A 25,786-nucleotide genomic window follows, 5' to 3' on the forward strand; every position below is an offset into this window, starting at 1 on the left:
TATCAATAAATTGATGCTACCTCAACAAGTTGAGTGTATCAACGCGAGCGTATTCAATAAATTGAATACACTGTATCCCTTTGGTCGAGAGGCTATAAAAAATGGAAGTAAAATATATAATGTTATTAATCTTTGCAATAGTTTTGATTATATTAGTTATAGTTGCATTGAGAGGAATAATTGGTGGTGCATTTGCATAATAAAAAAGGAGCAATGGAAGGAAAACCTGTAGAATATATTTTGATAATTTTAGGTGTTACACTTATGATTGTTTTTGTTATTTCTTTTATACCTTCTGTTTCAGAAGCCGGAGCACATAAGATTTGTGAGTGGAGTGTTAAGGCTAAAGAAGAAACGAAAGTTCCTCTGTTGACTAATTTTTTTGGAAAGAGTGCTATATCTGAAGTTTGCAGATTTGACCCCATAACTTTAGATAAAGGAGATAATGTCAGGATGGAATTAGCGCATGCAGTTGCACAATGTTGGGAAGATTTTGGTGCTGGTGAAGTTGATCCTGATTCTGGATTATTTGGAAAAAATGCCTGTTATGTATGTCAGCCTGTTGTAATAAAAGAAATTGAAGAGCCGTTAAGTGTAAAAGACTTTAAAGATTATTTATATGCTACTGAAGTCCCATCTAAGTATTTTAATAAAAGAGGATATAGTTATTGGGATTATTTGCAAAGATCTGATTTACCTGATAGTGAAGATAATAAATATTATTTTAGTATAGACTTTATAGATCAATTCGAAGCAAATAAAAAATATGCAATTATATTTATTAATGATCAAGATTCAAGTGCATTTTCTATAGTTGCAAAGAGGGTGGTTCAAGGTGCAACTGGTGGAGCAGTTATAATGGGTGGAGGATTAGGAATACTTAGTGGTAGTGTTGCAATTATTCCAGGTGGAATTTTAGGTGGATTTTTAGGTGGTGTAGGTGGATTCTTAGAAGGAGTTCCTGAAGGAATAATAAGAGAGTTTACAGATCCTGAGCAATATGCAATTTCAGTTGTTCCTTATAAATCTGAATATCTTAATTGTCCTTGGGGTGATATAAAATAATAGAATTAATTAATAAAAAAGGAGAGTTTGCATTCGGTAAGATTGGTAATTTCATATTAATCTTAGTTGCAGCGGTTTTAATTCTTTTACTAATTTTGTTTTTGTTTGGTAAATTAAAAGGTTTTGGGAATATTATATTGGACTTAATTTGGAGCTAATTATGAAGTTTAATAAAAAAGGTGATGTATCTTTTAGTCAGATAATTGGTGCAATAATTGTAGTTGTTGTAGTTATAGGAGTTGTTTTATTCCTTGGTAAGGGTTACGCTTATGGCCAACAACAAGGGTCAAGTTTGGCTGATGAAACTTCTAAAATTTTTAAAGAGGTTTTTCCTGAGCCTGAAGGAAGACAATATACTAAAGAAGAATTAAGTGCTAAAACTGCATTTGAAAGTTTGAAAGAAAGTTTGGAAAAAGTTTATTTTGCAGGTAACTCTAATTGTTATGGTGCTGTTGCTATGCCTGAGTATGATGAAGATTATTTATTAAAAATTTCTCCGTATAATGATCCTGTTGAGAATCCAAAAGCAAAGTCAATGGTTTCATTTTATGAAGCTGATAAAGGCAAGGATATTAAATTAGGACAGTCATTTTTGGCTACACCTTTTTTGATGTCTTTTAAACCATGTATTAATAATAAAGCGTATGAAAAAGTTGAAATTCAAGATGAAAAAGTATATGGCAATAGCGTATTAATTGGAGATATTGGGAAGACACCAGATAATTCTCTGATTTTGTATAAATATGAAGCAGATGAAAATGGAGAAAAAGTAAATTATGTTTGTTTTACAACTAAGTCTAGTTTTGGAGATGTAAATAAATTCTCAAAAGTAGAAGAATGTATAAGTGGATATACTCCAGAAATTAAAAAATTAAAAGAAGAATATTTAAAATATCAAAAAGATAAGTCAAAACCGAAAAAAACTTTTGAATCTATTTATAATTATGGTGTTGGACTTTATAATGCTAAAGGATATAAAGATTCCTTAATTTATTTAGAATTCTTAAAAAAATATGAAAAAACAATTAAGGATAATAAATATTTATCTGATTTAGAGATCAAAGATTTTAATATTAAATATAGTGAAGCTTATTATCATCTAGGTGCACATGGAAAGGCAATTGAAAGTTATGTTGATGGTGCAGATTTGAAAGAAGTAGTACAAAAAGGAATTGCAAATTTTAATGTTATTGGATGGGATACTAAATTTGATTCTAGTTATTATTATAATTCAATACCTTATAGTTATCATTTTGGATTAAAAATGATTTTTGAGTATCTAATTAAGACTGACGAGCCTGTGAAGACTGAATTTATAATGTCGGGAAGATCTGATTCAGTAAAAAATTCTGATATTGTTGCAATTAGCAAAAATCAGAATAAAATTGAATGTGGTAGCGAGACTTTTGAAAAACCCGAAGAATATAAAGATAAAGCTATAATATGTTTATTGGAAGATGATAAGAAAGATTGCGTATCGCTTGAAGAATATGATATAATCAGAACAGATATAAGTAATTTGGATTGTAAAGATTTCGTTTTAGGTTTTACTCCTCAAGGTTATTTTAGTTATAGTTTAATTATAGAAAAGAGTAATTTAGATAAAGTAATAAAAATTTCTAAAAAAATTATACCAAAAAATTAATTTTTACATTCTAAAACTTCTAAGGTTTCGAAGAAGAATTTTTCTGTTTTTATTGTTTTAAATTTGTATTTTAATTTTTTTAGTAGAGGTTTGTAATTGTTCAATGAACTCCAAATAATTAATATTTTTCCATTTTTGTTTAAGTGAGATTTTGCTTGTTTTAGGAATCTTGGGATAATATTTTTATCATATAAGGTAATATCATTATCCTCTTTATCTTTAGGTAGATAAGGTGGATTGAAAATAATATAATCAAATTTGTCTTTTATATTTTCAAACAAATCGCTTTGAATTACATTTAGTTTATGTGATTTACAATACTTCACAACTAGAGGATTAATATCCGTTGACATGACTTTATTTGATTTTAAGAGATACTTTGAAATAATTCCTGTGCCACAGCCCATTTCAAGAATAGTCTTATTTTTAAGAGATTTACAACATTCTAATAACATAAATGTGTCTTCTGCTGGTTCGTACATATTGTTTGGTAAAATGTTAAAGAATAAAAAGTTTACTTAAATACTTGTTTGAATGAAATTGGTGCTGTAGATTTTTGTGTTGAAGGTTTAGATTGTGATGATGCAGTTTGAGGGTTTTTGGGTTGGGGAGGTAAAGGCATTGATTTTTTCTTTCTTTTTATAATAAAAAAGTAGATAATTGCAGGTATTATTCCTAGAATTATAATTAATAATAACCACATTACTTTTTTGTCAAATTTGCGCTTTGCACAATCTACAATCATCCATATCCAGAATGCAGTTAGTGCAAGACCAATAATTATAAGAATAATAGTTAAAATTATAATCAATATAGGCGTTTCTGAAGAGGTTGATCCATAGGGATAATCTCCGAAATTAGTGTTGCTATTATCTAAATTTGTGTTTGGTTGTGGGTCTTGTTGATTCGTATTTATTGTTTGAGGGGGGGTATAAGTTGAAGTTTGTAATGCTTTGTAGCTTATTTTCGCTGTTAAACCTGAAATCTCTGTGACAGTTAAACTAATTTCTGAAGTACCGTCATTATTTAAGTCTACTTGTTGTTCAATTCCTTTTGTTAAAGTATATTCTTTAGGCGTTGATTCTATTTTTACTTTAACTGTTGTAGGGGTTGTGTCTAAAATTGTTAATTTGTGTAAATTAAGTCCGTAACTGAAAGTATAAACCTTATTTTTTGTTATTGAGAGAGTTTTTGAACTAAGTTCAAAGGATAATGTTGATGAACCTGCACCTGCAGTAGAACTGCTTGGACTGCCAGAACCACCGGGACTACCACCTGAACTTCCAGAATTTTGATTTGTTGAACCTGTTTCTGTTGATGAAGAGACAGGTTGAGATTGATAGGCTAGTTGTGTTAAACTTGAATCATAATAAGTGCTGCCATCATTAGCAATATAAAATACTGTGTCTGAAGTAGTTCTTGGGAATGTGATTGCAATATCTGAGCCAGAGTTTAATTTTTTTAAAGTGACTGAATCTCCGGCTTTTGTTCCTGAACTTAAACCTGCAAGTATTATTTTTGTAGGTTTACTAGTGCTTGCACTAAGTGAAGCTGAGTTAGTTCTTAAATTGTCTATACTGTCTGAAACTAAAATATTATTATCTAAATCTCTTAAATAGATATAAGCTGAGGTTTCTGAACTGTCTATCTTTATTTCAAACCCAGTAAAACTTTGTACTAAAAGAGGGGTTTTTCCTGTTGCAAGGCTACATTTATTATTTGAACATGAAGTTGGACAGGCAAAAGTAATTGCAATATATTCTGCTAATGAAACATCTGGGCAATAATATTCTGTTAATGTGTTTCCAGAGCAAGAATCTGGATGTATAGTATCAGTTGTTACAATACCTTCGGTATAGTAATCTAATCCATTATCTGAATCTGAACAGGCAATTATCCCTTCATCTGTAGTTACATAACCTGTCGGGGTTGATTCATTTGTAAAAATTAAAGTTAAAGCAAATAAATATACTATTAAGATTCCTAAAGATAGAGCTGTTTTCTTTTCTAATGCAATTTCTTTTTTTAATGACCTGAATTTGTCAATTTTCATTTTTATCTGTTTTTAATGCTTTTAAAATAGTCTTCTACTCTTATTATAATACTTTCTATATAAAACTTTTTGATTTTTTCTTGAAAAATTGTACTCAGAGATTCTTGTTCAGTAATTCTATATTTGTTTTTTATTTTTTCAACTAAAAATAGTTCCCTTAGCCTTCGTATTTGTCGTCTAATGTTGGAAGCAGCTATACCATGCAATGGCAACCTTTCCTTTTTTCTGAGTTTAATCACGTCTTCCCTAATCTCTTCTGAGTCTAGGGGGAGTTTTGACTCGAGAAGAACATTAAAGACATCAACGATAATATCCCTTGAGTCACCAGGTTGTAATAGGCCTACTGATAAACAGACCTTTCTGATTAATTCTCGTTTTGGCATTTTGGAGGGTTTTTCGTATTTCCTCAAGGTTATTTCAGCTAAGGGAATGTCTCTAGAAATTTTTTGCTTCTTGTCTGTTGCCATTGTTGTTAAAAACTTTCACACCTCTTTTCCCAGTTGTGAATGTGATTAATAGTTTTAGTTATTTATAAAGAATATTAGCTTATATTTAAATGTTGCTGTAAATGATTAAATCAGGTTTAAGAATTTAATTCTATAATTTTTCTTAATGAAATTATGAATCTTTCACATTCTTCTTGGGTGTTATAAAAATATAATGATGCTCTTGCAGAACCTTTTAAGTTATGTTTGTTAAACCAAGAATGAACACAATGTGCACCTGAACGTATACATATATTGTCTGTTTGATCAAGCATAATTGCTACACTATGGGAATCCATATTTTTAATATTAAAACTAAAAATTCCTGAACGTAATTCTGAATTATGTGGCCCAAGAAGCTGAATGTTTTTTGTTGTTATTTCTGGTGCAAGGGATTCTGTTAAGAATTTGTTTAATTTTAATTCGTGCTCTGAAATGTTTTTCATTCCAAGTTTATCTAAGTAATCTATTGCAGAACCTAATCCAATAATACCTGCATAATTTTGTAAACCCGCTTCAAATTTGTGAGGAACTTCTGCAAGTTTAAAATTTTCATAGGTGGAATCTTCAACTGTTTCCCCACCCAATAAAAAAGGAGGAATTTCATCTAATAAATGTAATTTTCCGTAAAGGATACCTGTTGCACTCGGACCAAGCATTTTATGTCCCGAGCATACGAAGAAGTCTGCATCAAGTTTTTTTAGATTTATTTCTTTGTGTGGTGCACTTTGGGCTCCATCTACTAAAACTCTAACATTATGTTCATGAGCAATTTTAATTATTTCTTTTAATGGGGTTGAGGTTCCATCTAAATTAGAAGTGTGTTGTATTGCGACTAATGATGCTGTGTTTATTTTTTCTGAAAAATCTTTTAAGTCGAATTCTGGTGTTGTGTTAATTGGTTGAACTTTGAATTTTTGCCAAGGTAAAAGATTTGAATTATGTTCTTTGTCTGTTGTAAGAATGATATTGTCTTTTTTTAAGTTTAAGGTGTTGCTTAGTAAATTTATTGCTTCTGTAGTGTTTTTTGTGAATATAATTTCTTCATCTTTTGAAGCATTAAAAAATTTTCTTATTTTCCTTCTTGAATTTGATATTTCTTCTGTTGTTCTTTTGCTTAGTTGGTGTATACTTCTTCCTGCACAAGCTGGATAGTCTTGATAATATTCTGAAATCTTGTTTATAACCTGTAGAGGCTTTAAAGAGTTACAGGCATTATCAAAGTAGATAATACCTTTTTTTAAAATTGGGAAGTCCTCTCTTGTCTTTTTTAAATCCATAAGTTAGATAAAAAGGGTTGAATATAAAAAACTAACTGAGAGTTAACTTAATAATCTTATAAAATACTCTTCTTGGGCAAGGAGCATTTCTTCATAAGATAATTTATCTATTTTTGCTTGATTATTTATTTCTGCAAGATGTCTTTGGTTCTCAATAATTTCTTTTAACTCTGTTTCTTTGAATATTACTAAGCTTTTTAATCTTTCCAAATTTTTTTCACAATCATGTAAACCTGTGTTAAACATACCTAAAGCCATGTCAGAAATTGCAGCCTGCCAACGATAATATTTTTTTTCTTTGATTATTCTTTCTAATTTGTTTGTATCATTATATAAAACATTTAAAAGTGAGTCTAATTTATTAAAAAGAGCTGTAACTTGTTCTGCCCAGTCTTTTATTTCTTTATTATGCGCCTGATATAATTTTTTTAAATTTTCTTTTGTTTGATGGTTAATAATAAGGGCTTTTATAGTATAAGTATAATTTTTAATTTGAATTACTGCTTTTTTCGCTCTTTCTATATCTTTTCCAGTTCTTAGAGAGTTAGGAATATATTGAAGTAGGATAATTAAATTATCAATTAATACAAATAATGATTTCATAAAAATTATAATTGAATAGACTATATAAACGTAGTGTTAAGTTAAAGGTAATATTAAATCCCACATTTAGTACAATCACAATCTGCAGAACAATTTTGTGGATTTGCAAAACATTCAGGAGTTTTACAAGTATCTATACAGGAATCTTGAACTGTTTTTGTTGCTAGCGGGTTAAAAACACAGATATCATTTGAATCCTCACCATTACAATTCCCATAAGCCACTAAATTATAAACCGAAATTCCTGAATAAATAAAACTAATTATCATAAGTAGAACTAACATCCAAGAGAAAATTTCAAAGTATTTGTAAAGTATTTTTGCTATAGATGGTGAAATTTTCATGAATTTTGCAGTTATATAACTTTTAATTCTTAAATCTAAAGAACCCTTACATTTTCTAAAAGTTGTTTTTAACCAGACACATTCAAATGCTTCTTTTGCAAGAGGTCTATAACTAACTGAGAAGATAGCAAGTATCGCAAACACGATTAAAGCAATTAAACATATCATAATAAATTTTAGGATAAGTTGTATATAAATTTATCTTGTTTGATTAAAAATAAAAAAGAAAAAGGGAATAATCCCTTAACAGTTACCTGATGCAGCTGCAGCTGTTGAATCTAAGGTAGATCCACATTCATTTGGTGATGTTGCAAATGTAGCACAGATTACTTCTTTGTAGCCGTCAGCTGATCTAGATTTTACTTGTGCTTCAACTTTATTTATTATTAAAGTTGGAGAACCTGAAACATCTAATTCTTCTGAAAGTTTAGCATCTGCACTTAGTAATTCTTTACCTTCTTTTTCTGCACAAGCTTTTACTGTTGCTACAGTTATTCCTTGCTTTGTAGCACATTGTTCCCATACTGTTGCAACGTTTTTGTAGTCTTTATTAACACATTCTAAGTAATTTAAATATTTATCATTAAATTTAGATTGAATACAAACTTGTCTTAAATCTTCTTGGACTTCAGCATCTCCATGAAGGCTTTGGAATTTTCCGTCACCTAAATCACTTACAATAAATCTAATTTTATAGTCTATTTTTCCTTTTAATAATTCAGCAACTGATTTTATTGCATTTTCAGCTTGAACTCCATAAGGGCATTGAGACATTACAAATAGGTTTACTTCTGGTTTATCTGTTTTTGGAACGGTTGTTGTAGTTGGGGTGTTATCATTTGATGCTGAATCTGCTGTGGAAGCATCCATTGGAATTGCAGCTAAGACAAATAACTTTCCATCTTGAGAAACATAAGAGGAGTATTCTTTACCATCAATTTCAAATTCTACCTTATATAAACCCGATTCTTTTTCTATTGATGCTACTTCAATTGTTGATGTTGGTTGCATTGTTTTTACAAAAGTTTCAAATTTTGTTGATGCATCTGATGCTGAAATTGCGCCTGTGATGCAAGATTTTGAAAATCCATTTGTTAGTATTGCAATTATAAATAAAATTGCAAGAATTCCAGACAAAGTTTTCCAATTTAATAAACTTTTAAATTTGAATGAACTTTTCTTTTTTTCATGTTCTTTGTGCTCTATTTTTTCTTCATGTTTTTTATGTTCGTGTTCTGTCATTTTTACACCTCGCTATGTAATTATTTTTTGACTATTTTTATGGCTTCAACTGGACAAGCATCTGCTGCATCTTGATTGCAACTAAGATCTTTTAGTTCAGTTTTCTTTGGTTCTGCTTTATACGCTCCTTTTTTTTCTATAATATCCCAATTTTCTTCACAGACAGCTTTACAACTACCACAGCCTATGCATTTATCTTCATAGTATTGTATTTTGTAAGTCATTTTAGATTAAAATAAGATTAGAAGCTTTAATTTTTAAGCTTTGTGTTTGGTTTTTATGATTAACAGTGTTAAAGTTAGGATTAAAAGGCCAATTGAAACAGATTGTGCAATTGTTAAATTTAAATATCTTGGTTCTAAGACAAAGAATTCTGAGATAAATCTTGTTATTGAGTAAGTAATTGTTAGTATGTAGAATTCTACGTGTTTTTTGAATTTATTTACTAAGTAGATTGTAATAAGGACTAATGATAGTGCGAGTATATAATATAATTTTATTGGGTGTGAAGGTATTGAGTTTTGCATTATTGCCCATGGAAGGTATTGTGTTGTTTGCATGCCTAAGTGAATGTCTCCGAATAAGCAACCGATTCTACCGAGTAGGAAAGCTAGGGCTATGCCTGGAGCCAAGATATTTCCTGTTTCTAAGAATGAGATATTTTTCTTTTTTGAGTAAATATATGAGACTATTAAGGCGAATATGATTCCTCCACTTGATGAAAGACCTCCATCCCAAATATAGAATATATTAAGTAAATTATTTGAGAATAATTGGAAATTTTCAATTATAAACAATATTCTTGCACCTATAAAACTAGCAATTAAAGTTAGAATTATTTGATTTGAAATGTAGTCTTTGTATTTTGTACGTTTGATGGATAAAAGATAAGCTGCTAAGAAAGCTAAAGCTGCAAATAAACCCCATGTGTGAATTTTAATTGAAAAAATGTTTATTTCTGGAATGTATGGAATATTAATCATAAATAAAGAAAAAAGAAAGGTTTTTTATAAACCTTCTTAAGCATAGATTTTTTCTAAATCTCTTTCTGAGAAATTTTCTTTTATAAATTCTACCATTAAATCATTGCCTGATAGTTTGTAATATTTTAGAGCCATTACTAGAACTCCAGCTTTCAAGAAAATATCTCCTAATTTGCTTAAACCTTTTTTATCATCTGCTGCTTCGAAAGCATTACCTGCACTTGCAAGCATGTTTTGTTCTAAGCAACGATTACCAAGCATAACTAATTTTTCTGTGTTGTTTAATGCACTATAGACTTCTATTGCTAGGTCAACTTTGTCTCTTTGGATGCACCAGTCACCAACTTCAATTAATTTTTCTTTGTGATCTGCATTTTTGAAAGCTTTGATTGCATCTGAAAGACTTCCATTTCTTAGGCATTTTTCACCTGTATAAATTAGTTTTTCTCTTGCATTGGCTAAAGCATAAGCATCTATTGCAGTTCCGAAAAGACCAATACCAACATGATAATCACCAATTTCTTCAAGCTTTTTCTTGTTACCAGTCATGCTTAGAACTTTCATGGCATCTTTAACCATGCCTTTTCTGAACATTTCTTCACCAACAGCATCAAGAAGTTTAGTTTTCGTTTCTTCATCAAACATTGTCATGTTGATGTTTTCCAAACCTTTTCTTATTATTGCTGGCACAAGCTCCTTTATGCCATCTACATCATTTGATTTTGAATATTCTGCGATTGTACCAACCATGTTACCCCTCCAATGATTTTAGAGATAGAAGTTACTTATATACTTTATGATTTTTCTGACTTTTAAGGAGTATCAGATTTATAAGTGAGTTTTATTTGGGTTTAGAGAATGCTAAACTTTAAATACTTCTTTTTTTCTTTATAAATGATGATTTATATAGAACTTATTGGATATATTACTACTTTGTTGTCTATAGTTTCTTTTATGCCTCAAACAATTAAAGCTTGGAAAACTAAATCTACTAAAGATTTGAGTAGATGGATGTAGATGTTACTTATAGAATTTCAGATTTCTTTTGGTTTATCAACAAATTTTTTTCTGCTAATGATTGCAAATTTTATAGTGTTCTTATTGTCTTTATCTATTTTAATTAGTAAATATAAGTTTGGTTAGTATATTTTAAAGTATAGTTAATTACTTAAATGATAAGTTAGTTGTAATTCTATGACTGAATTAGTTGCTTGTTTGTCTAGTGGAAAAGGCACTTGGGGACATGTTGCAAGACTTATAAAAGAAGGCAAATGGGATAAAACCTTTATTCTAACTAATGAATTTGGAAGGCAGAATTTTAAAGCTGAAGCTAATGTTGAAGTTCTTTTGATAGACGAAGAGAAGGGTATAAAAGAATTAAGGGATGATATTTATAATTTTTTGAAGGATAAAATTAAGGGTTTTGAAGTGGGGGTTAATATTATTTCTGGAAGTGGTAAAGAACATCTTGCTTTGATGAGTGCTTTGTTAAAAATGGGTGTTGGGATGAGATTTGTTGCTCTGACTAAAGATGGAGTTGAAGAAATATGAGTTTTTTTGATGATGCTCTGGGTGGTGAGGAAAGTATATTCAAAAATGATATTGCTTTGGATCCAAGTTTTGTTCCTAAATTAATTCCTTATAGAGAGAATGAGCAACATACAGTTGCAGGTGCGATAAAACCTTTGTTCGAAAAAAAGAACGGAAGAAATTTAATTATTTTTGGAAGTCCTGGAATTGGAAAAACTGTTGCGACTAAACATGTTTTAGATGAGCTTGAAGAAAAAGCCGAGGATATAAGTGTTCTTTTTATTAATTGTTGGAAGAAAAATACTTCTTACAAAATAATTACTGAGATTTGTAATTTGTTAAATTATCCTTGGGCTCAAAATAAAAGAAGTGAAGAGATTTTGGGAAGTTTGATTTCTAAGATGAATAAAACTCAAGTTGTTTTTGTTTTAGATGAAGCTGATCAATTAGAAGATTTAGATTTTTTATACCATGTAGTTGAAGATATTTATAGGAAAACTTTGATTTTAATTGTAAATGATGAAGAATGGATTAATTCTATTGATGAAAGAGTTAAATCACGTTTGATGTTGTCTAAGGTTGAATTTAAAAAATATAGTCTTGAAGAAATCTATGAAATTTTAAAGCAAAGAGTTGGATATGCTTTTTATGAAGGTGTAATTGGTTTAGAAGAGATAAAAATGATTAGTGATAAAACTTTTGAGATTGGAGATTTAAGAGTTGGCTTGTTTTTATTAAAAGAATCTGGAAATATTGCTGAAGCAAGAAATTCTAGAAAAATATCTAAAGATGATGTTTCTAAAGCAATTGGAAATATGGTGAATTATAATCATAAAGAATTGGATGAAGATGAAAGGCAAATTTTAGAATTGATTAAACAGAATCCAGGTTTGAGTTTTTCTGAGTTGCATCAAGAGTATGTTAAATCAGGTGGTGATAAGACTGAAAGAACTTTACATAGAAAGGTAAGTTCTTTAATTGATGCAAGAGCAGTAAGAATAGAGAAAGATGAGTTGAAAAGAAAGTTCTTTGTAAAGTAAAAAATATAAACTTAGAGTGTTTTAGACATTAAATGTGCTACAGTAAAGAAGTCCAGCTTATTAGCGCTTTAATTATACTAGTTTCTTGCTTAGTTTATTATCTTTTTTATATTAAAAAATTTAAAGACAAATGGAAAGTGTGTTTCTTGAGGACGGTTTTAATTGGGTTTATGTGTATAGGTTTACATCAATTTTTTGAATTTTTGGCTTTGGTTACTAATAATCAGATTGTTTATAAAATGGGATTGATAATCTCTATTTGTGCAGTATATTTTCTGTTAAAATCATTGGAGGTGTTGTCTAATAAAAAGATAGGTTCTTGGATTGCTTTAATTTTTATTTTATTTGTTATTTTGCAGATTTTGATTGTTCCTATGGACTTTAGTGCATCAAGTTTTTATTTGAAACATAATTCGGTGTTTTTCTGGGCAGCAATTTGGTTATTATTATTTATTTATTGGCATGTCTGTGCAATTAAGATTTATTTTGAGATGAAAGATAATAAATCTAAAAGAACTTTAGTATTATATCTTTTAACTATAGCAGATGCTTCATTTATATTAAGTGCAATTTATGTTTTATTTGGCTATTTTTTCTTTTCTGTTAATGTGTGTACTGATTCTCCTTCTATTTGGTGTACGTTTTATGTTTTGCAATCTTTTTTAGTCCCATTTTTGTTTTTTAAACTATTTAAGTTTAAACGTCAAAAAGATACTAAATTTATGGAGCCTAAAGAGATATTAATTTACTTAATTATTGCATTATTTATTTTAGGGGTGTTAATGTTAATACTTCCATTATTTAACTGTTTGACTTGGAAGTTTGTGTTTGGTTAATAGTACTTCTCAGTGGTATGACAAGATGACATGGATGCGTGAGGGTTTTAAAGATAGTTGCCTTGACTAGTAATATCAACTTTTGGGGGTGGTTTTAATGGTAGCTTTGGACCATAGAACAATACAAAAATTAACAAGTATACAACTTAGTTGTTTGCCTATGTTAGGCATTATGATTTTAGGGGGTGTAAAGCATGAAAAACGACATTTACACTAAAGTTGGAGTAAAGAAGCTGTTTGAGCAAGAAGAATTAGATGATGATGAAGTGGGTTTTATGTTAGGTTATTTACAAAGAGACAAAGACTAACTTTTTCTTTTTTTCTTTTTTTGGAAAGTTTTATAATTCTCTTTTTTGTTAAGGTTTTAATGAAAATATACGCTTTTACAGATGTACATGGCGAAACTAAGAAAATTGATAAAATTTTAAGTGATATTAGCGTGTTTAAACCAGATGTTTTAGTTTGTTGTGGAGATTTGACTGATTTTGGGGGTGATTTAAAAAAGCACATTAGTAGATTTGATTTAGAAATACCTTTTCTTATTCTTCATGGTAATCATGAATCAATAGCACAAATAGAATCTATTTCTGGAAAGAGTATTATTAATTTGCATAAAAATTTTTTTGAATTTGAAGATTATACTTTTTTAGGTTATGGTGGTGGAGGGTTTGTTCAAGAAAGTGAAGATTTTTGTGATTTTGTGGAAAACTTGGATATTAAAGGCAAAAAATTAGTTATTGTTACACATATGCCTCCATTTAAAACAATGCTTGATAAATTAGAAATGGGATATAGAGGTTTAATTCCTTTAAGAGAATTTATTATTAATAAAAAACCTGCTTTAGTTTTGAGTGGGCATTTACATGAGAATGCTGGAAAGGTAGATTTTATTCAAAATACAGTATTAATAAATCCGGGTGGCGGGAAATTAATTGAGATTTAAAATGAAGTCTATGTGGAAAGAGTGTTTAGATTGCAAGGTAAAATGTTGTAATAGCGAAGTTATAGAATTACCTTTGTTTCTAACTAAACCTGATTTAAATTTAATAAAAGCAAGAGGTTATGATATAAGTAAATTAATTAACGCAACAAAATGTTATTTTTATAGTGATAATAAAAAATGTAACATTCATAGTATTAAACCTGTGGATTGTAAACTTTTTCCATTTGATATAGATGTGGACAAAATAACAAATGAGCCTTATTGGATTATTTGGGAACTTGATTGTGTACTAGCTAAGAAATTAAATGATTTGAAAGATGCAGAGCCTTATTTAAAACATTTTGAAAAAACTATAATCCCTTATTTTAAAGAGCATATTCAGGAATATTCAGATTTTAATGAAACTGATTTGGTTAGAAACCATGAATTTAAGATTTTAAGGAAGATAAAGATAGATTAAAACTGAATCTTTCTATCTTTCGAATCTCTTTTCATTAACAAACAAACTCTTGATTCTTTAGATTCGTCTATGATTTTATAATTTATTAATTTTGCAAGTTGCTCTGCAAAAGCTTTTATTTCTGGATGCAGAGGCATTTGTTTATAGTCTATTCGTTCTGTTGCATAGCCTACACACATAGCTGCTTTTAATTCTATGAATTTAATATTTAGATTTTTGACTAATTTAGCATATTTTTCTGGATGTTTTAGATTAAGATTTTTTACTAAAGTTAATCTTAAAGTATTTCTTTTGAATTTTGGGAGGAGTTTTAATGAGCTTAAAATATTTTTCCAGAGCTCTTTTGACCGAGGTTTACATAGTTTATTAAAACTTTCTTCATCATAAGAAGGAAGAGTTAAATATAATTGAGTTGGTTGTTGTTTTAGTATTTTTTTCAACATTTTAGGATAGGTTCCATTAGTTACTAAGAATGAAGTCATTTTTCTTTTTTTTATTTCTCTTAATAATTCTGGAAGACGGGGATAATTACAAGCATCTCCGCTTAAACTTAAGGCGAAATGTTTTGGTTGGTTAGCATTCGAGAATTTTTCTTTTGAAACATTTTCATTTCCACCGTAACCTTGAATTAGTTTTATATGTTCCTTTGTTAGATTATTCAGAATTTCTTTTGGAGAGTCCCACTTTTTTTGAGATTTCGTTTTAAAATTTATATCTCTCCAGCACCACACACAAGAAAGATTACAATAATCTATATCTAAACTTGACTGAATGCATCTTTCGCTTTGTATACCATAAAATTTGTTTTTGTAACAAGCCCCTTGATTGTTTAAAGATTTTTTAAGCCATAAACAAGGTTTAATGGCACTGTGTGAGCCTGCAAATCTATATCCCTGTTTATACAAATCTTTTTTTCTTAGTTCTGGGTTAAGCATAAATCTAATTAAAGAGATAAACTAAAAAACTTTATGGTTTTTAGATTAGATTGTATTATCAATTATTAACTATAGACTTTTCTACAGATTGTGTGTATGATAGAGGTCATGACTTTAAATCTTTCAGTTAGAGTTTCTAGATATCTTGGATTGTTTTTTGAAAGTATATCTACACAAGCTTTATTAATAAAGGCTCTTTCATCTGAAACAGAATAAGCTAACTGAACATCCTTTTTATAATAGGCTGTCATAGTAATATTATAAAACTTTGAGATTTTTTTGTAAATATTTAAAACTTGTTTTTCTTTTTGTTTTGATAATTCTATTTCTATGAATATCTTCGCAATTTTCATTATTTCTTCTGAAAGTTTTTCAAGATGATAACCCACTATCCATAAATCAAAAAGTTCAATGGGTGTATGATTTAATGCTTTTTGTAATGTTTGATCTTGTAGGGCAGATTTTATAACTCTTAATGCTAGGAAAGTCATTCGATTCATATCATTATCTCTTGAAATTATTGAATTTATTGAGACTTTAAGTGGAATTGATGGTGTTTCTCCAAACATAGTTTTTATGATGGTATCTTTTCTTCTAATTAAATCTGTTAAAGAAATATCATTTAAATTAAGAAAATCTTTTGCTATAATTTTAGTGTCATCTTCTTCGACTATTTCTAGTGCAATTAATCTATGAATTATTTCACGAAGTTCAACACTTCTTTTACCAATATTTTTGCTTTTTAAGGTGACTGTTGAATAATTATTAATATAAGCAGAAATTATTTCTCTTAAGACTCTTTCATTTGACTTATTTTCTATATCTATGATTATTTCATAGGCGGGTTTAATTGGCTTTTTAAATTCAGGTGTTATTGTTAAAGAGTCTGATTCTTCAGTGATAAAAATATTATCCCCCTTTTTAAGCCTATTTTTGAGTATCCAGGGCTTAGGTAAAGAAACAATGTATGTTTCGTTTCCGAACTTTATAAGCTTTCTAAATGACATTTTATATACCCTATATACTTAATATAAAATATATAGACAAAGCATATATATAAACTTTACTTTAATAGTATTAGCCAAAAAGTGGGGGTGGTGGATATGAAAAGAACTAGTGAGTTGAGAAGGAAAAAAGATAGAGGAGAACTAGATAAACAAGATATAGAAGACTTATTTGAAAATGACGAGATATCTGCTATGGAAGCCGCATTTATGATTGGTTATTGTAATGAAGCTTAAGCAGACTAAAGGAGGTGTTATAACTGAAATATATTAGGAGGGTGTTTTTTTGGAGGATTAATTAGTTAGAATTGGCAGTTTTTAAAATAATTTTATTGCATTATAATAAATTACTTTTCTTACTCTTTCTAAATCAACTTTTTTTAATTCAGAGATTTTTGCAATTGTTTTTGGGACAAAACAAGGTTCGTTTCTAAGATGTTTTAGAGGGGATTGAAAAGGAGAATCTGTTTCTGTGAGTAATTTATTTAGTGGAATGTTTCTTGCAAGTTCTTGGAAATTTTTCATTCTAACTATAGCTGGAGGAATGCTAAAAAAATAATTTGTATCTAGTGCAAGTTTTAATGGACCGGTGTAGCAATGAATAACTATATCTTTTTTGCTTGTTGTTTTTAAAATTTCAAATACATCTTTTTCTGCATCTCTACAGTGAACTATTAAAGGTTTGTTTAGATCTTCTGAAAGTTCTATGACTTTGTTAAATAATTCTATCTGTTCTTGTTTTTTTCCTGTCCAATGATAATCTAATCCTGTTTCTCCAATTGCCACAATTTTGTTTTTGTTTTGAATAATAAATTCTTTTTCTGATTCTATATCATAATCCCAATGCTTAAAATTTTCAGAACGTAGTACACTTCTTGGAAATAAGGATAAAGAAGCCTGCACAATATCATATTTGTTTGCAATTTCTAGAGCTTTTTTGTTTGTAGTTGTTTCTAAACCGGAAGTGATTATTTTTGTTATACCCTTAGATTTAGCTCTTTGTATTACTTTGTCTAAGTTTTTTACTAAATCTAAGTGTGCGTGGATGTCTACATACATATTTTAGTTATAAGAACAAAGATATTATAATCTTTATGATTTTTAAAATCCAAGGCCAGATTAAAATAGCCATAAGGAGTAAGAAAAATGAGTTTATCCATAACCAGATCCTTTTACTGTGTCTAGGGTGTTTGGTTATTAACAAAGCTAATGATTGTATCATCTTTCCACCATCAGTTATGAAAATGGGCAGGAGATTCATTAGGCCTACAAATAAGTTAATTAAAGTCATCCATAGGAATAATAATTTTGTCCATGAAAATGATTTAAGCAAGAATGAACCATATTTTGCTTGCATTTCAGGTTTATATCCTATTGAATAATCTGAAGCAAGAATGCCTAATTTAGTTTTGTTATCTAAGTTAATATTATAATTTGATGAATTTGTTTTTAGGGTTGTATTTGTGTTTGCTAAAAGTTTGACTTGATTGTCCAGTTGTTTTGCATTTGAGATTTTTATTTCATTTATTTCTGTAATGATCTCATTTTTTTCTGGAAGCGTATTAAATGTTGAATTATCGGTTATATCATAAATTATAACTCCTTGTGTATTAATTGTATTTGCTTCTATTGGTGAGATTACTAGGAATATCCCTAAGAAAATTATAAATAAAATTAGGTTTGCAAATGGTCCTGCGCTAAAAACTTCTAATTGTGCTTTTGGTGAACGTTTTGATAATTTTTTTTCATCTGGTTCTACAAATGCTGCGGGTAGAATTGGAAGAAAGATTGCTAAGAAAGCAAATCCTGATGATTTTACCTTGATATTGTGGCGTCTTGCATAAACTCCATGCGCAAATTCATGTGCTGCGGCTAAAATAGTTATTGCAATAATCCAATGAAAGAATGAAAGGTTAGGGTAACCTGGAATTTGAACTCCTGGAAGTAAAGGATAAACACTACTTTGAGATTCTAGTGGGCTGTAGATTATGGGTATTACTCCAAAAATAATTACGGTTGATATTATAGCCATACCTAGTATACCTATGATAATAGAAATAATACCTATCAATGAAAGAATCTTGTGTTTTGAGAATTTATTCATTAATTTCAAACCCAATTTTGTTCTGTACATTACAACATAAAATATTGGAAAAATAATTTTTTCTATAGCTACATTCTTTTTGTTTAGTAAAAGTATCAGAAGTATAACTAAACCAAATACTGTAAGTAAAATTAAATCTATATTCAAAAAACACCTCTTAGTTTTTACTTCTTACTTTTGATTGGTCTCAATCTCTTTGAGCCGCATCTTCTACAACTTACTGTTTTTTCTAAGACTTTTAAAACATCTGCTTTTTGTTTGTTCTTACATTTTCTACAGACATAAACTCTTCTAAATAATCTTGCTGCTGCTTCTGGGAATTTTGTCATTTTTTATTTACCTGTTTTATTACTTTTTCATCTAAAACTATCCAATAAACTACTTCTGAACCTTCTTTTACTTCTGAAGTAAGTTCTTCTGAGATTATTAATTCAACTGTTTCATAAGTTTCAGTATCCATTGCTGAAGCTTTGTTTCCATTGATTGTTAAAACTTGGGCAGTTTTCTTTTCAATTATAGGTACTTCTACTCTATCACTACCCATAATCATTTTAACTATTCTTTGACTGGCTACTATAGAAATAGCATCAATTCTACATTTAGCATGACCGTGTTTACCTGTTTTTGATATTTGGTTATCTTTAACAATACAGGCTTTACCGTCAAATATAACATATCTGCCCGGTTTAAGGCTCGCTGCTTCTTCTTGTCTGATTTCTGTCATAATAAATAAGAAAAATGAGGGGTTTATAAAAGTTCCGATAAGATGAACCTTTATCAATGCCAGCCTTTTCGGGTTAAAACCCTCAAGAGGCTAAAAATAAAAATTGGCTTTGTAAGCGTAATGTTAAAATCACATTTTTTGTAAAGAACTTAGAATTTTCTTTATTTCTGTTTCATCTTCTTTTGAAGTTTTCTTTGATTTTCCAGGTGATAACTCTTGAAGAGCTTTTTCTAAGAATTTGACTTTTAAATTTAAATCAGTAACTTGTTTTGATAGAATTGCATTTGCAATCCATAATTGTGCATTTGCTTTGTTTTTTGAATTTGAATAAGAATTTCTATGTTTTTGCGATTCTAAGATTAAGGTTTCTAGGTAGGTTCTTAATGTTGGGTCTATTGTTTGTTTCCAGTCTTGAGCCATTTTAATTAAGATAAAAATTTAATTTGTGCAATTGCGTTTAAGTCTACTGCGTATACACTTGGGCGTGTCTGGTTTTGGAATTGTTGAAGTTTTTTCGTTTGCCATAATTTTTTTAATAAACTTAGATTTTTAAAGCTTTTCAAAGTTGTTTATAAACTTAAAATTCTTTATAAATAAGCATCAGAATTCAATCTACTTCTATATTTTAATGATTCTATAATTTCAAAAGGTATTTCATAAATTTTGTTGTAAATTCCGCTTCTAGATAAGTTATAAGCAGGGGATATCCCTAATCCTAATGCTGGTTTAATAGCAGAAGTATTACATATATATCCTAAAATTTCTTTTTTTAGAAAAATAGATTCATTTAAGGGTTCAAGACGTGTAATGATATTATCAGCTGAATTTGTTTCTTTTATGTTATTTTGTAAAGAAATTGTAACAAGAGTATTAGCTGAAAGTAATCCCCATTTTAAATCGTCTATTTCTTCATCAGGCATTTGGTTAATATTTTTAGTTATATTAAACTCTGATTCGTTAATTATTTTAGAAGATTTGATTGCATTCACATCTAGAGTATAAGTATAGAAAGGGTTATTTTTTTGGTTTGAAAGACTAAGGATTATTTTATCTTCAGGTGGAGGGCATATTTTTATTAGGTAACCCACTATTACGTTTGTATTAAATTTTTCTGGGTTTTTAAGAGAATTATCTATTACATATTCTCCAAAAAAATGGCTTAGAGTAGGATCAAATTGTCTAGTTGGGATAAATTCTGTTTTACCAAATAATTCAAATTCTATAATTTTACCTTTTTCTTTCTTTTCTCGGGTTTGAAGTATGTTCAACTCTTTAGTCATATTTTATTAAAAATGTATAAATTTTTAAAGCTTTTCAAAGTTGTTTATAAATGGCCTTTTAGAGTTAAGATTTAAGTCTTATTTCTGGGTATGACAAGAGGACATGGATGCGTGAGGGTTATAAATGGAGGAGGATTAATTAGTTTAGATTAAAATGAAATCAGTTAAAGACGAGGATGAATTTGATATAAAGCCTGAATATAGTTTCCGACAAAAGAAAAGCATATAAATAAGTACTTCTTTCTTATATTTATGATACCAATAAATGAAAGAAAATTAGTTCTAAAATGGGATGAAAAAAATAAAACTCAACAAGAAATAGCTGAATTGCTAGGATGTCATCAGACTTCCATAAGTAGACTTCTTGCTAAGTATAAAAATAAAGGCACTGTACAAAATCTACCACGAAGTGGTAGACCAACAAAACTAAAAGGAAAAACTCTCTATAGACTTAAAGAACTAATTCTCAGAGAAATTGAATTAGCAAACAACCAATATTGTGCTGTAAGCACAAAACAGATTGGGGAACTTATTCACCAAGAAATTGGTGAAGTTTATACAATGCGTCATGTTGAAAGAATTATGCATAAACTGGGTTTTTCTTTAATTACTCCAAGACCCCAACATCTTCGTCATGACCAAAATAAAGTTGATAAATTTCGTGAAGACTTTAAAAAAAACTTCAATCGCAGTATGTGGGCTATGAAATAGTTGCTATTGATGAAGCAAGCTTCCAATTAAATACAGATTATAAAAGAATTTGGTTTCTTAAAGGAAAGAAACCAAAAAGAGCTTTCTTTTGGAGCAATAAGAAGTTAACTGTATTTGGCGCACTTACTAGTTCATCAAAATTTTATTATGATTTCTATATTGCACAAAACAGTTTAACATTTAGCTTTTTTCTAAAAGATTTTTTTGCTTGGCTTGATTCAAGCAAAAAATATGTGCTTATTCTTGACAATGCAGGATTTCATAAAACTGATTGTGTAAAAAGTTTATTAGAAACACAAAATAAATGGATTGCAGTTGAATATATACCTCCTTATTCACCAGAACTTAATCCTATTGAAACCTGTTGGAAAGTAACCAAAAATGCTGTAACAAGATCACAGCATTTTAAGACTATTGATGCTATGCAGGAGGTTTTGGAAGATTTTTGGGATAGTCATATTTTTATGCAGAACTTTATGCACTATTTATGTCGTTGACTAATATTTAAGAAAGCTTAAGAAGATAAGGAAAGGGAAGTATCATAAGTTTAAAAGTGTAAAAGAGTTAAGAAATTATATTAAAAATGCCTAGTGTTTTTAGTTTTGTTTATGATAAACTTAAATTTATTTATAAATAACCACTCTTAAATTAGATAGCAAAAACTTTATTAAACTGACTGAGGTTAGAATTAGTATGGCCGAGGGGATTCAGTTAAAGGTAATGGAAGCTTTGCAAGAAGAGGCTTACAAGGGTATAATTAGAATTGACTCTGAAGCTATGCGTTCTATAGGTGTAAGACAAGGAGATATTGTTGAGATTGAAGGTGATAGAGTAACTGTTGGTTTGGTTGATAGAGCATATCCTTCTGATGTTGGTCAAGCAATTATTCGAATGGATGGTATAATCAGAAAAAATGCAAAGACTGCAATTGGTGAAAATGTAATTGTAAGAAAAGCTGATGTGAAAGAAGCAAAGGCAATTACTGTTGCACCGGCACAAAAAGGTGTGATGGTTCAAGCTCATCCTGATCTTTTTAAAAAAGGTTTACTTGGAAGAGCAGTTGTTAAAGGTGATATAGTTTCTCTTGGTGGTGCTCGAAGAAGAACAAAAGTTATGTCTGATACTCCTAATTTAGAAGAAATATTTAATGTGTTTGAAGAAAATTTTAGTGATTTTAGTTTGCGTGGTTTGAAATTTGTAATTGCAGATGTTTTACCAAAACAAGCTGTGTTGATTACCGATGGAACACAAGTAAAATTAAATCCAAATGCAATCGATGTTGTTGAAGAATCTGTTCCTGATGTTACTTATGAAGATATAGGTGGATTGAAAGAAAGTATAACTAAAGTTAGAGAGATGGTAGAATTACCATTAAGACACCCAGAAATATTTAGAAGGTTGAGTATTTCACCTCCTGCTGGAGTTTTGTTACATGGTCCACCTGGATGTGGAAAAACTTTACTTGCAAAGGCAGTTGCAAATGAATCAGAAGCTCATTTCATTTTAATTAATGGTCCTGAAATTATGAATAAGTATTATGGTGAAAGTGAAAAAAGAGTTAGAGAATTATTTGAAGAAGCTGAGAAACATGCTCCGACAATTATATTTATTGATGAGATTGATGCTATAGCACCAAAAAGAGAAGAAGTTCATGGTGAAGTAGAAAGAAGAGTTGTTTCTCAATTGTTAACTTTAATGGATGGATTAAAATCAAGAGGAAGAGTGGTTGTTATTGGTGCAACAAATAGACCAAATGCAATTGATCCTGCTTTACGTAGACCTGGAAGATTTGATAGAGAAATTTCAATTGGTGTTCCTGATGTTAAAGGAAGATATAATATTTTACAGATACATACAAGAAATATGCCTTTGAGAGGAAAGATTCACTTAGATATTTTTTCAGAAGTTTTAATTAGTAAAATTGATTCTAAGATTAAAGAAATAATTGATGAAAAGAAAAAATTAAATGACGAAATAATATTACTTAGAATTAAGATTAAAGAAGCTGAAAAAGAATTAAAAACTAATGATGAAACTTTAATTGGACGCATTAAAAATTCTATACAACAGAATAATAAAAGAGTAGGAGAACTTAGTGAAGATCTTTCAAAAAATGAGGTCTTGTTAAAGAGAGTTTCTAATTTATCTGATCTTAAATATAAAAAAGAGATAATAGAGTCTATTTATCAAGAAGTAAAAGAATTAGATGGCTTAGAAATTTATAGAAAGTCTGTTGATAAGAATGATCCAAGAATTAAATTTATAGAATCTAGAAAAGAAGATTTGGGTAAAGAATTGTTTGATTATTTTAAGAAGATTATTACCTGAAATAAAATTAAGAGATAAGAATCCTATACCCAAGGAAGTTTTGGATAAATTAGTTGTTACGCCTATAGATTTTGAAGAAGCTTTGAGATTAGTAAGACCTTCTGCTTTAAGAGAAGTATTAATTGAAAAACCAAATACTACTTGGGAGCAGATAGGTGGTTTGGAAAGTATTAAAGAAGAAATTAAAGAGGCAGTCGAGTGGCCACTAAAATATTCTGCAAATTTTAAAAGAATGGGAATAAAACCTCCGAGAGGAGTTTTGTTATATGGACCACCTGGAACTGGAAAAACTTTACTTGCAAAAGCAGTTGCAAATGGAAGTGAAGCAAATTTCATTTTAATAAAAGGTCCAGAGCTTCTGAATATGTTCGTGGGAGAGTCGGAAAAGGGTGTTAGAAAGATATTTGAGAAAGCAAGGCAAGCTGCACCTACAATTATATTTTTTGATGAAGTAGATTCTATAGCTCATAAGAGAGGAATGGAATTTGGAGAAAAGGTTACTGAAAGAATGGTTAATACTTTATTATCTGAAATGGACGGGTTACAGGAATTAAATGATGTTTTAGTTATTGCAGCTACAAATAGGCCTGATATGATAGATCCTGCTTTGTTAAGACCTGGAAGATTTGATAGGGTAATATTAATTCCTGTTCCTGATGAGAAATCAAGATTAGAGATATTAAAGGTTCATACTAAAGGTATGCCTATAGCTAAAGATGTTAATATTAATGAATTAAGTAAAGGAACTAATAATTATACTGGTGCTGATATAGAAGCTCTTTGTAGAGAAGCTGCAATATTAGCTTTACGTAAAGATAAGAATGCAAAAGAAGTAAAGATGGATAATTTTAAAGATGCATTGAAAAAGGTAAAGAATTCTGTTGATAGTGAGGATATGGAGAAGTATAAAAGAATAGAGGAAGATTATTTGAAGACAGCGAGAGGTGCTGCTATAAAGGAGAAGTTGAGTTATTTAGGATAGCCTGAGGATGACTAGATTGATGAGAGATTAGATGTTGAGATGAAAATAAAAGATTTTTTTCGAAGCAAAGACTTTTTAGTAGGTCTATTTTTTCTTGCCAAACTTTTTCTTCTGAGTTTAATTTGTTTTACATTTTCTTACTTAATGTTGGTCTTATCCTTTTATCTTCATGAAGGAGGACATATAGTTGGCAATTTTTTTGATTCTTTGATTATAAAACGAGAATGGATTGTACCTCACTTTTATAATTGGGTTGAAATTCCTCCATTTGGACTAAAAGCGCCCCAGTCTACTTATATGGAACATATGTCTATTTTAAGTTTTTTTGGTGGGATATTTATAACAAGCTTGTTAGCTATATTATTGACATATCTGTATTTAAAATTTTCTAAAAAAAATTATAAGAAGGTATCATTATTAATTCTTTTAGTCTTTTTATTTCATGAAATTATCGGCAATTTTTTATGTGGAACGGATAATTTTAGATTATCACCCCACAAAATTTGTAATAATTCCTTTTTCTTGCAAGAAATGTCTTCTATTACTCTAAAACTTTAGTCATTACATTTATCTTAATCATTATAAATTATCGCTGGGTTAATAATTTTTTTGGGTTTTTATTTAAAAGATTTAAGATTCTTCTATAACCTTTTTTTCTTCTGTAGAAATTTGATAAATTTCGTAGATTTCTTCATTTAGCTCATAATCTATATTTTGGATTTGTTGCTCTTGTTTTTCTTTTGACGCTTTTCTCATTCTATTTACTAGTTCTATAATATTTTTAGTTTGTTTCTCGTTAGGTAATCTAACAGGTAATTGTTTTAAATAGGGGATGTCAAATCTAATATATCCCCCAGCCATATGGGTAGTTTCAAACTTAGCACGATAATAAAAATCTATTAATTTTGAATTGATTATAGCTAATAATATCTCAAATAATTCTTTATTTTTTGGTATTAAAATAGAAGATTTTCCCACATAATTTTTTTCTTCATCAATCGTAGCTTGAATGGATTTTGTTACCCTCGCAATAACTATCTTCTTTTGTTTAAATAACTCCTGTAATTTATTAGAATAAATTTTGTTTTCAATATATTCGCCTGTCCAATCAAGGTAATACCTTTTTATATCCCGAGTTTGTATTAATGGAGAAAATTCGTTATTCTTTCTATCTTTAGATTTATGTGTTGCAAAACCGGTGATTGAAGA

Annotated in this window: 33 protein-coding genes; 14 read left to right on the top strand and 19 right to left on the bottom strand. The window is 29.2% G+C overall.

The features are described from left to right. Window positions 1-192 precede the first annotated feature (192 nt). Both J4403_00690 and J4403_00695 read left to right on the top strand, forming a co-directional pair. On the top strand, window positions 193-1,065 hold the full coding sequence (locus tag J4403_00690; GenBank protein MBS3166708.1) for a hypothetical protein: 873 nt from the start codon (window positions 193-195) through the stop codon (window positions 1,063-1,065). Window positions 1,066-1,225: 160 nt separating this feature from the next. Continuing rightward, window positions 1,226-2,710: a hypothetical protein gene (locus J4403_00695; protein MBS3166709.1), complete on the top strand. Its 1,485-nt coding sequence runs from the start codon at window positions 1,226-1,228 to the stop codon at window positions 2,708-2,710. Here J4403_00695 and J4403_00700 read toward each other — a convergent pair. From J4403_00700 to J4403_00745, 10 genes are all read right to left on the bottom strand, one after another. Then, window positions 2,707-3,192 carry a DUF2431 domain-containing protein gene (locus J4403_00700; GenBank protein MBS3166710.1) on the bottom strand — a complete coding sequence of 162 codons (486 nt, stop codon included), beginning with the start codon at window positions 3,190-3,192 and terminating at the stop codon, window positions 2,707-2,709. The genes J4403_00695 and J4403_00700 overlap by 4 nt on opposite strands. A gap of 32 nt (window positions 3,193-3,224) precedes the next feature. Then, entirely contained in the window at window positions 3,225-3,455 is a 231-nt protein-coding gene (locus tag J4403_00705) for a PLDc N-terminal domain-containing protein (GenBank protein MBS3166711.1), read from the bottom strand. Window positions 3,456-4,765: 1,310 nt separating this feature from the next. Continuing rightward, complete coding sequence (locus J4403_00710; protein ID MBS3166712.1) at window positions 4,766-5,230, bottom strand: hypothetical protein; 465 nt, start codon at window positions 5,228-5,230, stop codon at window positions 4,766-4,768. Between the two features lie 116 nt (window positions 5,231-5,346). Continuing rightward, on the bottom strand, window positions 5,347-6,528 hold the full coding sequence (locus tag J4403_00715) for an aminotransferase class V-fold PLP-dependent enzyme (GenBank protein ID MBS3166713.1): 1,182 nt from the start codon (window positions 6,526-6,528) through the stop codon (window positions 5,347-5,349). 42 nt (window positions 6,529-6,570) lie between these two features. Further along, on the bottom strand, window positions 6,571-7,131 hold the full coding sequence (locus J4403_00720) for a hypothetical protein (GenBank protein ID MBS3166714.1): 561 nt from the start codon (window positions 7,129-7,131) through the stop codon (window positions 6,571-6,573). Between the two features lie 53 nt (window positions 7,132-7,184). Beyond that, a complete protein-coding gene (locus tag J4403_00725; protein MBS3166715.1) occupies window positions 7,185-7,643 on the bottom strand; it encodes a hypothetical protein in 459 nt (152 codons plus the stop codon). A gap of 75 nt (window positions 7,644-7,718) precedes the next feature. Further along, window positions 7,719-8,717, bottom strand: a complete 999-nt coding sequence (locus J4403_00730) for a hypothetical protein (GenBank protein ID MBS3166716.1) — start codon at window positions 8,715-8,717, stop codon at window positions 7,719-7,721. Window positions 8,718-8,737: 20 nt separating this feature from the next. Then, window positions 8,738-8,941 carry a ferredoxin gene (locus J4403_00735; GenBank protein MBS3166717.1) on the bottom strand — a complete coding sequence of 68 codons (204 nt, stop codon included), beginning with the start codon at window positions 8,939-8,941 and terminating at the stop codon, window positions 8,738-8,740. 33 nt (window positions 8,942-8,974) lie between these two features. Further along, window positions 8,975-9,700, bottom strand: coding sequence for a prolipoprotein diacylglyceryl transferase (locus J4403_00740; GenBank protein ID MBS3166718.1), 726 nt, complete (start codon window positions 9,698-9,700; stop codon window positions 8,975-8,977). A gap of 36 nt (window positions 9,701-9,736) precedes the next feature. After that, window positions 9,737-10,450, bottom strand: a complete 714-nt coding sequence (locus J4403_00745; protein ID MBS3166719.1) for a hypothetical protein — start codon at window positions 10,448-10,450, stop codon at window positions 9,737-9,739. 147 nt (window positions 10,451-10,597) lie between these two features. Here J4403_00745 and J4403_00750 point away from each other — a divergent pair, with 147 nt between their 5' ends. The 6 genes from J4403_00750 (at window position 10,598) to J4403_00775 (ending at window position 14,509) form a co-directional block, all read left to right on the top strand. Further along, a complete protein-coding gene (locus J4403_00750; protein MBS3166720.1) occupies window positions 10,598-10,717 on the top strand; it encodes a PQ-loop repeat-containing protein in 120 nt (39 codons plus the stop codon). Window positions 10,718-10,894: 177 nt separating this feature from the next. Further along, window positions 10,895-11,251, top strand: coding sequence for a hypothetical protein (locus J4403_00755; protein ID MBS3166721.1), 357 nt, complete (start codon window positions 10,895-10,897; stop codon window positions 11,249-11,251). Continuing rightward, window positions 11,248-12,270 (top strand): AAA family ATPase, encoded by a 1,023-nt coding sequence (locus J4403_00760; protein ID MBS3166722.1) that lies wholly within the window; start codon window positions 11,248-11,250, stop codon window positions 12,268-12,270. Before J4403_00755 ends, J4403_00760 begins: the two co-directional genes overlap by 4 nt. Before the next feature lie 239 nt (window positions 12,271-12,509). Beyond that, complete coding sequence (locus J4403_00765) at window positions 12,510-13,106, top strand: hypothetical protein (GenBank protein MBS3166723.1); 597 nt, start codon at window positions 12,510-12,512, stop codon at window positions 13,104-13,106. A gap of 367 nt (window positions 13,107-13,473) precedes the next feature. Further along, window positions 13,474-14,049, top strand: coding sequence for a metallophosphoesterase family protein (locus J4403_00770; protein MBS3166724.1), 576 nt, complete (start codon window positions 13,474-13,476; stop codon window positions 14,047-14,049). 1 nt (window position 14,050) lies between these two features. After that, window positions 14,051-14,509, top strand: coding sequence for a YkgJ family cysteine cluster protein (locus J4403_00775; GenBank protein MBS3166725.1), 459 nt, complete (start codon window positions 14,051-14,053; stop codon window positions 14,507-14,509). Here J4403_00775 and twy1 read toward each other — a convergent pair. Both twy1 and J4403_00785 read right to left on the bottom strand, forming a co-directional pair. Beyond that, window positions 14,506-15,444 (bottom strand): 4-demethylwyosine synthase TYW1, encoded by a 939-nt coding sequence (twy1, locus tag J4403_00780; protein MBS3166726.1) that lies wholly within the window; start codon window positions 15,442-15,444, stop codon window positions 14,506-14,508. The two genes, J4403_00775 and twy1, sit on opposite strands and share 4 nt — an antisense overlap. A gap of 65 nt (window positions 15,445-15,509) precedes the next feature. Continuing rightward, a complete protein-coding gene (locus J4403_00785) occupies window positions 15,510-16,451 on the bottom strand; it encodes a phosphate uptake regulator PhoU (protein MBS3166727.1) in 942 nt (313 codons plus the stop codon). A gap of 96 nt (window positions 16,452-16,547) precedes the next feature. Here J4403_00785 and J4403_00790 point away from each other — a divergent pair, with 96 nt between their 5' ends. Continuing rightward, window positions 16,548-16,685, top strand: coding sequence for a hypothetical protein (locus tag J4403_00790; protein MBS3166728.1), 138 nt, complete (start codon window positions 16,548-16,550; stop codon window positions 16,683-16,685). Window positions 16,686-16,766: 81 nt separating this feature from the next. On the opposite strand, the gene J4403_00795 is transcribed toward J4403_00790, so the two are convergent. From J4403_00795 to J4403_00820, 6 genes are all read right to left on the bottom strand, one after another. After that, window positions 16,767-17,507, bottom strand: a complete 741-nt coding sequence (locus J4403_00795) for a TatD family hydrolase (GenBank protein ID MBS3166729.1) — start codon at window positions 17,505-17,507, stop codon at window positions 16,767-16,769. 7 nt (window positions 17,508-17,514) lie between these two features. After that, on the bottom strand, window positions 17,515-18,699 hold the full coding sequence (locus tag J4403_00800) for a site-2 protease family protein (protein ID MBS3166730.1): 1,185 nt from the start codon (window positions 18,697-18,699) through the stop codon (window positions 17,515-17,517). A gap of 17 nt (window positions 18,700-18,716) precedes the next feature. Beyond that, window positions 18,717-18,881 carry a 50S ribosomal protein L40e gene (locus tag J4403_00805; GenBank protein MBS3166731.1) on the bottom strand — a complete coding sequence of 55 codons (165 nt, stop codon included), beginning with the start codon at window positions 18,879-18,881 and terminating at the stop codon, window positions 18,717-18,719. Further along, a complete protein-coding gene (eif5A, locus tag J4403_00810) occupies window positions 18,878-19,276 on the bottom strand; it encodes a translation initiation factor IF-5A (protein ID MBS3166732.1) in 399 nt (132 codons plus the stop codon). Before eif5A ends, J4403_00805 begins: the two co-directional genes overlap by 4 nt. Before the next feature lie 129 nt (window positions 19,277-19,405). Continuing rightward, window positions 19,406-19,696 (bottom strand): hypothetical protein, encoded by a 291-nt coding sequence (locus J4403_00815; protein MBS3166733.1) that lies wholly within the window; start codon window positions 19,694-19,696, stop codon window positions 19,406-19,408. A 167-nt stretch (window positions 19,697-19,863) separates the two neighbouring features. Next, window positions 19,864-20,556, bottom strand: a complete 693-nt coding sequence (locus tag J4403_00820) for a hypothetical protein (protein ID MBS3166734.1) — start codon at window positions 20,554-20,556, stop codon at window positions 19,864-19,866. Window positions 20,557-20,808: 252 nt separating this feature from the next. Between J4403_00820 and J4403_00825 the strand changes: the two genes are divergently transcribed. The 5 genes from J4403_00825 (at window position 20,809) to J4403_00845 (ending at window position 25,135) form a co-directional block, all read left to right on the top strand. After that, window positions 20,809-21,267, top strand: a complete 459-nt coding sequence (locus tag J4403_00825) for a transposase (GenBank protein MBS3166735.1) — start codon at window positions 20,809-20,811, stop codon at window positions 21,265-21,267. Then, complete coding sequence (locus J4403_00830; GenBank protein ID MBS3166736.1) at window positions 21,252-21,764, top strand: IS630 family transposase; 513 nt, start codon at window positions 21,252-21,254, stop codon at window positions 21,762-21,764. Before J4403_00825 ends, J4403_00830 begins: the two co-directional genes overlap by 16 nt. A gap of 196 nt (window positions 21,765-21,960) precedes the next feature. Next, window positions 21,961-23,595, top strand: coding sequence for an AAA family ATPase (locus tag J4403_00835; protein ID MBS3166737.1), 1,635 nt, complete (start codon window positions 21,961-21,963; stop codon window positions 23,593-23,595). Next, window positions 23,549-24,577, top strand: a complete 1,029-nt coding sequence (locus J4403_00840) for an AAA family ATPase (protein MBS3166738.1) — start codon at window positions 23,549-23,551, stop codon at window positions 24,575-24,577. The genes J4403_00835 and J4403_00840 overlap by 47 nt, the downstream gene beginning before the upstream one ends. A gap of 144 nt (window positions 24,578-24,721) precedes the next feature. After that, window positions 24,722-25,135, top strand: a complete 414-nt coding sequence (locus J4403_00845) for a hypothetical protein (GenBank protein MBS3166739.1) — start codon at window positions 24,722-24,724, stop codon at window positions 25,133-25,135. A 72-nt stretch (window positions 25,136-25,207) separates the two neighbouring features. Here J4403_00845 and J4403_00850 read toward each other — a convergent pair. Continuing rightward, on the bottom strand, window positions 25,208-25,786 hold a 579-nt coding region (locus tag J4403_00850), incomplete at its 5' end, for a hypothetical protein (protein ID MBS3166740.1).

The organism is Candidatus Woesearchaeota archaeon, from assembly GCA_018302225.1.
In the GTDB taxonomy this organism is placed as follows: Archaea; Nanobdellota; Nanobdellia; order SCGC-AAA011-G17; family JAGVZY01; genus JAGVZY01.